Origin of the sequence: Leifsonia psychrotolerans (genome assembly GCF_013410665.1) — a bacterium.
Taxonomy (GTDB): domain Bacteria; phylum Actinomycetota; class Actinomycetes; order Actinomycetales; family Microbacteriaceae; genus Cryobacterium; species Cryobacterium psychrotolerans_A.
Genome location: NZ_JACCFM010000001.1, coordinates 2,287,652 through 2,301,024 on the forward strand (window position 1 = coordinate 2,287,652; position 13,373 = coordinate 2,301,024).

10 protein-coding genes are annotated in these 13,373 nt (G+C 66.4%); 3 read left to right on the forward strand and 7 right to left on the reverse strand.

Annotated features, from left to right (window positions below):
* The 6 genes from HNR05_RS10515 to HNR05_RS10540 form a co-directional block, all read right to left on the reverse strand.
* Nucleotides 1–1,185 carry a thiolase family protein gene (locus tag HNR05_RS10515; RefSeq protein WP_179578967.1) on the reverse strand — a complete coding sequence of 395 codons (1,185 nt, stop codon included), beginning with the start codon at nucleotides 1,183–1,185 and terminating at the stop codon, nucleotides 1–3.
* A gap of 165 nt (nucleotides 1,186–1,350) precedes the next feature.
* Nucleotides 1,351–2,688, reverse strand: a complete 1,338-nt coding sequence (locus HNR05_RS10520) for a hypothetical protein (protein ID WP_179578968.1) — start codon at nucleotides 2,686–2,688, stop codon at nucleotides 1,351–1,353.
* A gap of 115 nt (nucleotides 2,689–2,803) precedes the next feature.
* Nucleotides 2,804–3,601 carry a TrmH family RNA methyltransferase gene (locus HNR05_RS10525; protein WP_179578969.1) on the reverse strand — a complete coding sequence of 266 codons (798 nt, stop codon included), beginning with the start codon at nucleotides 3,599–3,601 and terminating at the stop codon, nucleotides 2,804–2,806.
* 30 nt (nucleotides 3,602–3,631) lie between these two features.
* The gene (locus HNR05_RS10530) at nucleotides 3,632–4,168 is read right to left on the reverse strand and encodes a DoxX family protein (RefSeq protein ID WP_179578970.1); all 537 of its coding nucleotides are present in this window, start codon (nucleotides 4,166–4,168) and stop codon (nucleotides 3,632–3,634) included.
* Between the two features lie 128 nt (nucleotides 4,169–4,296).
* On the reverse strand, nucleotides 4,297–5,760 hold the full coding sequence (locus HNR05_RS10535) for an NAD-dependent succinate-semialdehyde dehydrogenase (RefSeq protein WP_179578971.1): 1,464 nt from the start codon (nucleotides 5,758–5,760) through the stop codon (nucleotides 4,297–4,299).
* Between the two features lie 99 nt (nucleotides 5,761–5,859).
* Nucleotides 5,860–6,582, reverse strand: coding sequence for a hypothetical protein (locus tag HNR05_RS10540; protein WP_179578972.1), 723 nt, complete (start codon nucleotides 6,580–6,582; stop codon nucleotides 5,860–5,862).
* A gap of 171 nt (nucleotides 6,583–6,753) precedes the next feature.
* Between HNR05_RS10540 and HNR05_RS10545 the strand changes: the two genes are divergently transcribed.
* The 3 genes from HNR05_RS10545 (at nucleotide 6,754) to HNR05_RS17960 (ending at nucleotide 11,791) form a co-directional block, all read left to right on the forward strand.
* Nucleotides 6,754–7,512: an IclR family transcriptional regulator gene (locus HNR05_RS10545; protein WP_179578973.1), complete on the forward strand. Its 759-nt coding sequence runs from the start codon at nucleotides 6,754–6,756 to the stop codon at nucleotides 7,510–7,512.
* A gap of 2 nt (nucleotides 7,513–7,514) precedes the next feature.
* Entirely contained in the window at nucleotides 7,515–8,510 is a 996-nt protein-coding gene (locus tag HNR05_RS10550) for a LysR substrate-binding domain-containing protein (RefSeq protein WP_343062550.1), read from the forward strand.
* 116 nt (nucleotides 8,511–8,626) lie between these two features.
* Nucleotides 8,627–11,791 carry an InlB B-repeat-containing protein gene (locus HNR05_RS17960; RefSeq protein ID WP_179578974.1) on the forward strand — a complete coding sequence of 1,055 codons (3,165 nt, stop codon included), beginning with the start codon at nucleotides 8,627–8,629 and terminating at the stop codon, nucleotides 11,789–11,791.
* Nucleotides 11,792–11,815: 24 nt separating this feature from the next.
* Here HNR05_RS17960 and HNR05_RS10560 read toward each other — a convergent pair whose 3' ends face one another.
* Nucleotides 11,816–13,186 carry an MFS transporter gene (locus HNR05_RS10560; RefSeq protein WP_179578975.1) on the reverse strand — a complete coding sequence of 457 codons (1,371 nt, stop codon included), beginning with the start codon at nucleotides 13,184–13,186 and terminating at the stop codon, nucleotides 11,816–11,818.
* Nucleotides 13,187–13,373 lie beyond the last annotated feature (187 nt).

Below are 13,373 nucleotides of genomic sequence, written 5' to 3' on the forward strand. Positions count from 1 at the left end.
CTACAGCCTTTCGATGATTGTCGCGTTGGCCATTCCGCCGCCCTCGCACATGGTTTGCAAGCCGAAGCGGCCTCCGCCGGATTCAAGTTCGTTCAGCAGCGTGCCGAGCAGGCGCGTGCCGGTGGAGCCCAGGGCGTGGCCGAGGGCAATCGCCCCACCCCACGGATTGAGCTTTCCCGGATCGGCTCCGAGCTCACGCAGCCAGGCCAACGGCACCGAAGCGAACGCCTCGTTGACCTCGTAAACGTCGATCTCGTCGAGGCTGAGGCCAGCCCGACCCAGGATGCGCCGGGTCGCCGGAATCACCCCGGTGAGCATCAGCAGGGGGTCGCTGCCTGTGACCGCAAAACTATGGAACCGGGCACGCGGGGTAAGCCCCAGCGTGGCGGCGCGCGACGCGCTCATGATCAACGCAGCCGAGGCGCCATCGGTCAGCGGTGACGAGTTCCCTGCGGTGACCTTCCAGTCAAGGTCCGGGAACCGTACCGCGAGCTTCTCACTGTAGAACGCCGGTTTCAGCCCCGCGAGCGTCTCGATCGTGGTGCCGGCCCTGATGGTCTCGTCGACGCTCACGAGGGTTCCATCGGGGGTCGTCACAGAGATCAGCTCTCGGGCGAAGCGCCCCTTCTCGCCCGCGGATGCCGCGAGCCGATGCGACCGCGCCGCGAACTCGTCGAGCTCGTCACGGCCCAGGCCCCACTGCGCGTTGATCAACTCGGCCGAGACCCCCTGACTCACGAGCCCGTTCGGGTAACGCTCGTGCATGAGAATTCCGAACGGGTCCTGACCCGTCGTCGCTGAGCCGAGTGGCATTCGGCTCATCGACTCGACGCCGCAGGCGATCACCACGTCATAGTGTCCGGCGATCACGCCCTGTGCGGCGAAGGTGGCGGCCTGCTGGCTCGAGCCGCACTGCCGGTCGATTGTGGTTCCCGGCACTGAGTCGGGGAAGCCTGCCGACAGCAGCGCGGTGCGCGTGATGTTGGAGCTCTGCTCGCCCACCTGACTGACGCATCCGCCGATCACGTCGTCGACCAGAGCCGGGTCAAGATCGGAGCGGGCGACCAACTCGGCCAGCACGCCAGCCAGCAGATCGGCCGGATGCACGCACGAGAGCGCGCCGCCCGGTTTACCCCGACCAGACGGCGTGCGCACAACATCGACAATGACGGCATCGTTGCTCATGAGGCCAGCCTAGGCCGGGACGGCTTCGTTCTGCCTGCGAAGAAGCGCCCACCGGCACACGTCCCGCGATCGAGCGGCGCGCAACGTGACTCCCGAGCACAGACGAACAGAGCCGGCCCGCAGAACTGAGATTCTGCAGACCGGCTCGTGGGGCGATCGGTTCGGTTAGGTCCGACGGATGCGACGCATTCCCTGCAGCGTGACGCCGGCCAACATGACAAACAGGCCGAGCAGTCCGGCAGTCTGGCCGTCGAAGCCCGTTGCGGCAAGTTCGACCTTCGGAACATCGACGCCGGCAGCCGGAGTGGAAGCGGGCGGAACAGCGGGCGGAGTAGCTGCAGCAGTTACCGTCACCGTGAACGGCGCGGTCAACGGGAGGGCGTTTGCCGGGCTGCCTTCTGGGGCATCGCCGCCGCCTGCGGACGTCATGTGAAAGCGCAGCGTCGACAGAAACGTGCCTGCTTCGGTGGGAGTTCCGGTCACAGTGACGAGGAACGTTCCATCGGCCTGGCGAACGGCGGCGTCGGTGAGTCCGGCGGGAAGGCCATCGATTGAAGCGACCACGGGATTAGCGGGGTTGAAGTAGCCATCGTTCACCTCGAGGCCGGCGTCGAGCGTCAGGACCAGATCCTGGTTCACCGGCGTTCCGACGGCCAGGCTGAGCGGAGCCGCGGTCACGCACGAGCCGACCGCGTCGTAGCTGGCGCCCATGGTCGATGGCAGGGTTGCGACAATCGACTGCACGAAGGCGCGTGCCTTTTCAAGCCCGTTGCACACCTCATAGTCCACGATCACCAGCGTGAGATCGAACTGCGACGCTCCGGTCACAGTGGGCTGAACGTAGCCGGTACCGTCCTCAACGTTCCAGCCGTTGAACGTTCCGTTGGTGACGATGTTGTAGCCGATCACCGGATCGTTGGCAAAAGGCCCCACCGCATTATCGTCACTGACCATCGTGCTGCCGTTGACACTAAAGAATGAATCGTTGTCTGAACCCAGGTTTCCCTCAAATCCAACGGTCAGGGCGGCGAGATGAGCGGGATCGACCACCACGGATACGTCGGTGATCGTGTATGACCACTGCGCGTAGTTACCGTCCAGGGTGAGAACAAGCGTGACGTCGTAGGTCGCGGTTAAGAACGCACCCCCCGTGTTGCCCGTCATCGTGAAGACGGAGCGGCCGCCCTCGTTGATCACCGAGGAAGCATCATCTGCGACGAAATCCCAGGAGTTCACGCCATCGCGCAGATAGAACGGGTCAGGGATGCTGTCGAAGGCATCGTCAGACCAGCCGCGGATGTCGCCGGCGAAGTTGTGAGGGTTCGCGTCATTGATGTAGCCGGTGTGATCATTGACGCCTTCCCAGAACACACTCGACGTGTGGACATCGTGGTACTGACCGGGCGCTGCCGACGCGGGTGCCGCGAGGGCGAGTCCCGCTGCGCTCAGGGCCATCGTTGCAACGACCGTCGCCGACACGAGTGGACGGAGTGGTTTCTTCACAAAATCTCCTGGGTAGGGGGACTCCCGGTGGACGTACGCAGGAGCAATGCCCGTTAGTTTCCTCCGAAACGGGTTCGGCGACGAGGGAGTTAACTCCCCAATCGTCGGCGCTCGATCAGGCCGAGAGCGCCCACATCGCCACAGCGCTGGCGGCCGCCACGTTGAGCGAGTCGATGCCGTGCATCATCGGAATTTGAACGACGGTATCCGAGGCGGCCAACGCCTCATCGGTGAGGCCGGGACCCTCTGCACCGAGCACCAGAGCCAGCCGGTCGTGAGAGGTGCCGTCGACATCGCGCAGGCTCACGGCATCCGGGGTGAGCGCCAGCGCCGCGACATGAAAGCCGTGCCGGGTGAGCAGTTCGCGGGTCGAGGTCCAGTCACCGATGCGCGTCCAGGGCACCTGCAGCACGGTGCCCATTGAGACCCGGATGGCGCGGCGGTAGAACGGGTCGGAGCAACGCGGCGTCACGAGAATCGCGTCGGCGCCGATGGCTCCGGCCGAGCGAAAGATGGCGCCGACGTTGGTGGGGTCGGCCACGTTTTCCAGAATGACGATGCGGCGGGCACTGGCCAGCAGGTCGTCAGGGTCGGGCAGAGCGGGCCGGTTCATCGAGGCGATCAGTCCGCGGTGCAGGATGTAGCCGGTCAGGTCGGCGAGGAGCTCACCCGGCCCCGAGAACACCGGCACGTCACCGCCGACAAGCGCCACCGCCTCGTCGACGGTGCCCCCGAGGGCAAGAACGGAACGCGGTCGATGGCCGGCCCCGAGCGCCCGCTCCAGCACGAGCGCCGACTCTGCCAGGTAGAGACCGTGTTCGGTGCCCCGCGCCTTTTTCAGGGCGACATCGGTGAGATGGGAATAGTCACTTAGACGCGGGTCGCTGAGGTCGGTTATCTCGATGACGGGCACTCGTGGAGTCTACTGAATCGTGCCGCCTGCTCAGGCTGCGGCGTCAGACGGGACCGCCTCGTCCGCCTCGCCAGAGCGTGGCGCATTCCGACGGCCGAGCTGGGTCGCGAGTGTCGAGGCGGCCATCCCTGCAATCAGCGCACCGAGCGCCCAACCGGGACCGGACCGCACGCGTCCCCGCGCCGCATCGAATGAGGGCGAGCCCGGACCGCTGTCGACGAGGGCGGTGAGCGCTGCGATGATCACCGCGTTGTACTCCCAGCCGCTGTTGGAGTTCCACGGCCCATTCTTGCCGTGCACCGTGCGTATCGCCGTGGTCATCACACCAATCAGGCCAGCCGCAGCGGCTGGCGTCGCGATCCCGGCCACGAGCAGTGCACCACAGCCGGCCTCGGTGAGGCCGGCTGCGATGGAATTGGGACGCACCGGATACATCTGGGTTGCCGCCATTACCCTGTCTGTGCCGTCAAGACCCGAGCCGCCGAACCAACCGAAAAGCTTCTGGGCGCCGTGTCCGACGAACAAGGATCCGATCACCACGCGTACGATTAATCGTCCAACGCTCATCTGCTTCACACCCTTCTGCGCGGGGCCGGTGCCAGATCCGGCCCTCGGGACTACGCTACGTCGGCTCGGACCGCCGCGCCAGGGCTCACCGTAAGCGACGATCCGCGCTCGAGGTGCGCTTCGCAGGGCTAGTTCGGAATCAGCGTGTACTTGGTCGAGAGGTACTCGTGGATGCCCTCGAGCCCACCTTCGCGGCCGAGCCCCGACTGCTTCACCCCGCCGAACGGTGCCGCGGCGTTCGAGACGACGCCCACGTTCAGGCCCATCATGCCTGTCTCGAGGCGATCGATCATGCGGTGGCCACGCGCCAAATCCTCGGTGAAGACGTAGCTGACCAGGCCATACTCGGTGTCGTTGGCCAGGCGCACGGCCTCGTCTTCGTCGGTGAACGTCGCAATTGCCAACACCGGCCCGAAGATCTCTTCACGCAGGATCTCGCTGCCCGCGGTCACTCCGCTGATCACCGTCGGCTGGTAGAACGAGCCGTCGCCCGCAATAGCCGCGCCGCCGGTAAGCAGCGTCGCACCGCGAGTGAGCGCATCCTGAACCAGCTCGTCGGCCTTCGCGACGGCCTTGTCATTGATCAGCGGACCGATCACAATGCCCTCGTCGGTGCCGCGACCGATCGGGAACGCGTTGACCCGCTCGGTGATACGACGGGCGAACTCGTCGGCGACCGAGGCGTGAACAATAAAGCGGTTGGCCGCCGTGCAGGCCTGGCCGATGTTGCGGAACTTGGCGATGATCGCACCGTCGACGGCCTTGTCGAGGTCGGCGTCAGCAAAGACGACGAACGGGGCATTGCCGCCGAGCTCCATCGAGGTGCGCAGCACGCCCTCGGCACTCTGACGGAGCAGGGCCTGGCCGACCGGCGTCGAACCGGTGAAGCTGAGCTTGCGCAGTCGGGGGTCCGCGATGATGGGGTCGGAGACCGCACCGGATGTCGACGTGGTGATCACGTTGACGACGCCGGCCGGCAGCCCGGCATCTTCGAGGAGCTGAACGAAGAGCAACGTCGTGAGCGGGGTGAGCGCAGCCGGTTTGACGACCACGGTGCAGCCTGCGGCGAGCGCCGGGGCGATCTTGCGGGTGGCCATGGCCAGCGGGAAGTTCCAGGGCGTGATCAGGAAGCAGGGTCCGACCGGGCGCTGCGTCACCACCATGTGACCGGTGCCCTCGGGGTTTGACCCATACCGACCGCTGATGCGCACGGCTTCCTCGCTGAACCACCGCAGGAACTCGCCGCCGTAACCGACCTCGCCGCGGGCCTCGGCCAGCGGCTTACCCATTTCCAGTGTCATCAACAGTGCGAAGTCTTCCTTGCGCTCCTGCAGCAAGTCGAAGGCCCGGCGCAGAATCTCGCCACGCACACGCGGGGCCGTCGCAGCCCAGCTGTCCTGAGCCGCCACCGCGGCATCCAGAGCGCGGGCGCCGTCTTCGACACTGGCGTCGGCGATCGAGCGAATCGTGACGCCGGTCGCGGGGTCAGTCACCGCAATCGTGCGGCCCGAGCTGCCGTCGACCCACTGACCGTTGATGTACAGCTGGCTCGGAACGCGGGCCAAAAGCTCGGTTTCGCGGGACTCACTCATGGCGTACCTCTTTCGTATACGATTTGATCTCAACCCTCAGATCCTAGCTAAGACAGTGCGGATACCGCGCCCTTTTCAGCGGATTCTCCCGGGGCACGCTCAGCCAACGATCCCCGGCACCTGCAGGCCCGGAACGACCATTCCGGCCGTCATCGCTCCCATCGCCCACGCCATGCTCGCGTGCTGCAGGGCCCCGAGTCGGCGTGCGATCGACGACCGGCCTGCCCCGTGTGTGTCGTGGCCGAGGCGCTGGACCACATTCGACGGGCGGGTCGAACTCCGCGCGGCGCGCGGGCTCCGATGAACGGCCACACGAATCCGCGGGGCAGCACGGACGGCCACAAGAATTAAGGCGACGGATGCCGCCAGCATCCCCCAGCCCAGCGGCACCGCTCCCCCGCCGACGTATGCCAGGTGCGCAGCATGGCCGGCATCCGTCGACGTGGCCGCCTGTGCGAGACCCGCTAACGCCCGCGTCGGCAGCGACGTCGGCACCATCGCCAGCCACATCACCACCATGAGCAGCAGCCCGGCGGAGTGTTGAGCGGTAGCCAGCCGACCGCCGCCCTCCTGCCGAACGCGAAAGGACACGAGCACGCTCACCAGCACTGTGCCGAGCAGCACCGCAGCCCAGCCGAGCGCGGGCAGCAGGGATACCCCCGGCAGAACCATATCGACCGTCGACACCACCATGACCGCCGCGCCGACAACCGCGAGCGGCCGCGGAGTCGGTCCACGCAGCGCGGCGAGCGCGCAGATCATCGACAGGCCGGTGCCGCCGAGAGCCAACGCGAGGCAGAGGAGCGGCCAGAACGATTCCATGTTTCACACCGTATTCAGTGAAGCGGCGAGCTCCTTGACTCACAGCGCGCTCCCTCGGTGCAGGCGCGAACACTCTGCCGAGGCAGGACCCACGACGCAGACGGCTCACAGCGAGAGGGCTCCGCTCGCGCTCACTCCGAACATCGCCACACGCAGTGACAGAATGAGACGATGACCACCACGACGGATGCCCCCGGCCACTCACCGCAGGCAGCGGCCGGCTCGCAGACGCTGTCGCGTGGCATCCGTGCGCTGGAAGTTCTCGCGGAGGCGCCGGCACCACTCACCATCGCCGAACTGGCCGATGCCCTCGGCGTGCACCGTTCGATCGCCTATCGAATTCTGCGCACGCTCGAGGATCACGGACTCGTCGTGCGCGGCGAATCCGGTCGTATCGCGCTCGGCCCGCGCATGGCCGCACTGGCCCGCGGCGTCTCGCGTGATCTGCAGTCTGCGGCCCTGCCCGAGCTGACCTCCGTTGCCAACGACCTGGCGATGACGGTGTTTATTGCCGTGCTCGATCGCGGCGAAGTGATCACCCTGGTCAGCGTCGAACCGCGGCACGCCCACGTGAGCGTCGCGCAACGCCCCGGCACTCGGCACGCGCTTGAGCGCGGCGCACCCGGCCATGCAATCCAGGCATCACTCTCCCCGGCCGAGCGTGCCGCCCTAGCCCCCGGAACCGCATCGAATGACTCAGCGGACGGGCCCACACTCGCAGACACGCTCGCCGTAGTGCGGGAGAGCGGTTTCGCTACGAGTCACGACGAGGTCATTCCCGGGCTCTCCTCGGTCGCCGTCCCGTTGCGTCCGGCTGGCCAGGCACCGGCGGCGCTGGCCGTGGTGTACGTCGGTGCCGCGGCGAGCGCCGAGCAGATTGCCGCACGCCTGCACACAGCGGCCGCCGCGATCGTTTCCGAACTGGGCTAGCCGTGGCCGACTTCACCCTGCGCCAACTCGCCTACTTCGTCGGCATCGCCGAGGCCGGCAGCATTTCGGATGCCGCGGCCCGGCTGCACGTGTCGGCGTCCGCTCTCTCGGCGGCCCTGACCGATCTCGAGGCCAGCGTCGGCATGCAACTCTGCATCCGCCGCAAAGCCCACGGTGTGACTCTCACTCCGAACGGCGTGGACGTTCTCGACAAGGCTCGCCGGGTGTTGCGTGCCGCCGATGAGATTCGGCACACGCACGGCTCCCCCGCGGGTGAGCTGCGGGGCCCAATCACGCTCGGCTGCTACGTCACACTCGCCCCCACCGTGGTGCCCGCACTTCTCGAGGCCACAAGTGCGGTGCACCCGGGCCTCACCTTCACGCTCGTCGAGTCTGCCCAAGACGGCCTGCTGCGCGGGCTGTTCGACGGCGACATCGACCTGGCCGTCGTCTACGACATGCACCTGCCGGGTGGGCTGAACCGCGTGCTGCTCTATGAGGTGCGCCTGCATGTGCTGCTCCCCGCCGGGCATCGTCTCTGTCCGCCGACAGGTGTGGATGCCCCGGCCGACGCGCCAGGCACGGATGCCCCGGCCGAAGCCGGCGTCGACCTGGCCGACCTCATCGACGAGCCATTCGTGCTCTTCGACGCCGCACCGAGCCGGGAGTACACGCTCGGGCTGCTCGAGGCCCGCGGCCTGCACCCCGAGGTGGCGCACCGCACCTCAAGTTACGAGATGGTGCGGGCGCTCGTCGCGCGGGGGCAGGGCTGGAGCGTGCTCGTTCAGCGTCCGGCGCAACCGTTTAGCTACGAGGGCCGGCCCGTTGTTTCTCTGCCGATCTCGCCCGCCGCACCGCTCGTCGGGGTCTATCTGGTCTGGCCCGAGGACGTGACGCTGACTCCGCGAGCGCAGGCCGTCGTCGACTGCGCGCGTGACGTGCCCTGGCCGGCGCGCGCAGAAGAACGCCGCTCTGAAATGACCGGTCGAGAATCCTGAAATTCGCCCCCTCGTTGAGTCACAGAATTTCCTGAACGTCACGTAGCATTGAAGCTTCGCCTCTGCTCTGGAGTTCCATGCTTCCTTCTGCCCCCACTCGACCCCATCGAGCAGACGTGGCTCCCGGCTCCAGCTTGCGGCCTTCTCTCGTCTCGGCACTTCTGACCACGCTCATCATCACCGCTGGCACCATCGTGCTTCCCTCGGCCCCCGCCTCGGCGGCGACCACGACGGTCGGCGACTGGGCCGAGATCCAGGCCGCGTTCAACGCGGCATCCGGCCCCGACAACGTGATTCACCTGGGCGCAGACATCGCCGGTGCCGGGCTTCTCGTTCCGGCGGGAGCAACGGTCAGTCTCGAATTGAACGGCCATGAGCTGACTGTCACGGGTGACTACCAAAAGGCCGGCATCGAGGTCGGGGCGACCTCAGAGTTCATCGTCGACGGCCCAGGAAAGCTCACGACCCGCGGCAGCCACGGATCAGCCGGAATCGGTGGATCAATGTTCACCCCGAGCCCGGGGACGATCCGCATTCTCGGTGGAACCATCGATGCCTTTGCCCCCGGCCAGGCCGGGGTCCCCGGTGCCGCTGGAATCGGTGCGGGCGGGCATGGGGAAGGGGGACCATACGGGACCGGCGGCACAGTTGAGATCCGCGGCGGGCAGGTCACTGCACAGGGCGGCCAGGGCGGCGCGGGCATCGGGGCCGGGGAATACGGAAATGACCCGACGATCATCATCGCCGGCGGCACCATCACCGCAACCGGTGGATATGGCGGCGCCGGCCTCGGCGGCTCGCAGCAAACGTCCGGCGGTACGGTGTCGATCCTCGGCGGAGTGGTCGACGCCATTGCCGGCGCGTTTGCCGCAGGAATCGGGAGCGGAAACACTCCTGTCCCCTTGGCGATCACCATCGCAGCCGGAACCGTCCGTGCGACGGGCTCCAATTATGGTGCAGCAATCGGCGGCATCACGATGACGCCCGGCGCCGACCTCACGATCGGCGCGGATGCCACAGTGACAGCGATCACGGTGGCGCCGTCCTACATCGCGTTCGGTCGAGGATGGGATGAAGTCGGTGGCGCGCATCCTTTTGGTTCCATGAATTCGGCAGGCCGAATCATTATGAGCAACCGATGGTCCACGCAACCGGGCCAGGTGATCACCAACACGGGCACCATCGAGAACAGGGCCGCGCTGACGCATTCCGGACTCATCGAGAATCAGGGCGTGTTCGATAACACGGGCGTTGTCGCGGGTGCGGGCGTAATCGACAATGCGGGCACGATTCGGAACACGAATAGCCTCACAGCATCGGTCACAGGGGCGGTATCCCCGTTCTCCTTCTTCGCCAACGATGGGGTGGCGGCCGGCAAGATCGTCGAAGTGTACGCAGCGAGCATGGATGCTGCGGCGCTACCGGAATCCGTCACCACTCTGACGCGCCAGGGATTCTCCCCCGTCGGTTGGTCGACGACCCCGATAAGTGGAGCTCCCTGGGATACCTCCACGGTGATCAGCCAACCCACCGATCTCTTTGCCCAATGGGAGATCACGACCCATGTCGTGACCTTTGATTCTCGAAACAGCGGCGTTCCAGCCACTCAGACCCTGGACTACGGCGCATCCGCCGTCGAGCCGAGCACTCCGATCCGCGCCAACCACGCGTTCCTCGGTTGGTTTGATGCGGAATCCGGGGGAACCGAATGGAACTTCGCAACTCCGATCACGCAACCGGTCACCCTCTACGCGCAGTGGCAGATTGCGACCCACGTGGTGACGTTCGAGCCGTGGTGGGGCAGCGAAACGTCGTTCTCGCAGACGGCCGATCATGGCTCTCCCGCCACTGAACCCCCCGCCCCGCTCCGGCCGGGAAATACCTTGCTCGGCTGGTCAGAGTGGCCGATGAGCGGCCCCCTCTGGGATTTTAGCGCCGGCGTCATCCGGCAGACCACGTTGTATGCCCGCTGGTCCCCGCTGACCTATCCGGTCACGTTCGATAGTCATAATGGCGACGCCAGCACGGCCACTACCGTGCAGCATGGCTCGCCCTCCATCGCGCCCGCCGACCCGGTTCGAGCCGGCTACACGTTCCTCGGCTGGTTCGATGCTGCATCCGGTGGGACCGCGTGGAATTTCACGACCGGCATCACCGGCCCCGTTTCCCTCTCTGCAATGTGGTCATTGAACAGCTACGCGGTCACGTTCGACGCCCGAAACGGGCAGACCCCTGCCACACAGACCCTCGACTATGCCTCGCCCGCGCTCCAGCCGCTGGCACCGACCCGCCCCAATCACACGTTCCTGGGCTGGTTTGATCAGGCATCCGGCGGATCCGCTTGGGACTTCGCCGACGGCGTCACCGGCGCGATGACGCTGTACGCGCAGTGGGCGCCCGTGAGCTTCCCGGTCACCTTCGACGCGCAACACGACGATGAATCCACCGTGGCGAATGTGGCATACGGCTCGCCTGTGCCGATCCCTCCCGTGCCTAGCCGGGCCGACTTCAGCTTCGTCGGGTGGGCCGATAGCTCGAACTGCGGTCTCTGGTGGGACTTCGACACGGCGATCACCGGTCCGACCACGCTCTACGCCCAATGGGCACGAGTCGCCCACGCGGTCACGTTCGACAGCCAAAATGGCACCATCGCGTCCGACCAGAGCTTCGACGTCGACTCCCCCGCCGCCGAACCGACCGCGCCGACCCGCGCGGGCTATAGCTTCATCGGGTGGTTTGACCAGCCCTTCGGCGGAATGGCCTGGAGCTTTGGAACCGGTATCACCGCCCCCGTCACGCTCTACGCCCACTGGTCGTTCGACAGTCTTGCGGTGCCGTTTGCGGTGTACTCGGTCACGGATGCCGCGCCGACTGCCGCAGCTGCCGCGCCCGTCGCGTACGCGGTGACGTTCCGCAACCAAAACGGTGACACTCCGACGACCCTCACCGTGAATCTCGAGGACCTCGCCGAGGCACCAGCCGCGCCGACGCGCGCCGGCTTCAGCTTCGTCGGCTGGTTCGACGAGCCGACCGGTGGCACGGTCTGGCAGCCCGAAGCGACGACCGTCGTGCCCGCGGCACTCTACGCCCAGTGGGAAGAGACTGTCGCGAGCCACGAGGCATCCGTCGCACCCGCCGCACAGCCCCACAGCCTGTGGGCTGCGCTGGCGGGTTTCACCCACAGCATCTGGGGCACTATCGCCGCGGTGCTGTGGCTGGGATTCGCCGGGTTCTCGGCCGTGCTGTGGCTGCGCCGTCGCACACGACGCAACGCACAGTAACGGCTCTGAGTTGAAGCGAGAGAGCTAGCGCTTCATGCCGTAGATCTGCCCGCGAGCCTGCTCAGCCTCGTGGTCAGGGCCGAGCGGGATGCCCGTGCGGTCCCGCAGCAGCAGCGTCGCACCGAACGCGATCACCGAGAGGATGGCGATGTAGACGGCGACCGATACGGCGGTGCCCGTCTGGGCCACCAGCCAGGTGGCGATCAGCGGAGCGAAAGCCCCACCGAGGATCGCACCGAGCGCGTAGGTGATCGAAACTCCCGAGAACCGGATCGAGGCCGGGAACAACTCGGCGAAGAACGCCGCCTGCTGGCCGTAGGTGAAGCCGTTTCCGATGGTGAACAGCGACAGCCCGAGAAAAAGCAACCAGACGTTTCCGGTGTTCACGAGCGGGAAGAGCATGAAGACCGTCACGAGCTGCACGCACCAGCCGATGATGTACGTGTTGCGGCGGCCGATCCTGTCGGAGACGCCGCCGGCGGTCCAGGTCATGATCAGCCAGACCACCGCCGAGCCGGCGACGGCCAGCAGCACGGGCGTACGCTCCATGCCGACCAGGCCATCAGGGTTCGTGGCGTAGTTCTGAATGTAGCCACCGGTGGTCATGTAACCGGCTGCGTTGTTGCCGGCGAACGTGAGCGCGGCGAGAAGCACCAGCAGCCAGTGCTTGCGGAACAGCACGACGATCGGCATCTTGGTCTGCTGCTTGCGGGCGGCGATCTCTTCGAAGACCGGGCTCTCTTCGACGCTGCGGCGCACCACGAAGCCGACGATCACGAGCACGAAACTGAGCAAGAACGGCACACGCCAGCCCCACTCGAGGAACGCCTCACCGGGAGCAATCACGCCGGTCATCAGGGCGAGGATTCCGGAGGCCAACAGCAGGCCGATGGGCACACCGATCTGTGGGAACGCGCCGTAACGGCCCCGCTTGCCCTCGGGCGCATGCTCAACGGCCATGAGCACGGCACCGCCCCACTCACCGCCGGTCGAGATTCCCTGCAGGATGCGCAGAAGCAGAAGCAGCACGGGAGCCGCGACACCGATCTGGGCGTAGCCGGGAAGCAGACCGATGAGCATCGTCGACGCGCCCATCAAGATGAGGGTTGTGGCCAGCACGGCCCGGCGACCGAAGCGGTCTCCGAAGTGACCGGCCAGGAATGCGCCGAACGGGCGGAACAGAAAGCTCACGCCGACTGACGCGAACGCGAGCATGAGGCCGATTTGGGCGCCCGCCGGCTCGAAGAAGAGATTCGCGAAAACCAAGCCCGCGGCACTGGCATACAGGAAGAAGTCGTACCACTCGATTGTCGTGCCGATCACAGTGGCCAGAGCCACCCGTCGAAGATCCGTGGCGGACTTGACCGGCGGGCGGTCGACCAGAACTGCAGACATCCAAGACTCCTTTGTCATCATCGACTCCGAGGCGAAACGATGATTGATCCACGTTACGTGTGGCCCCCGGGGGGTCGTCAAAGACTTTTTACCGGGGACTATCCACGGTTATGGTGCGGAGGCGTGCCCCGCCCAGCCGCCCATCTGCGCACCTGACTCCCGGGGCGCGCGCCACCTGATAGCATCC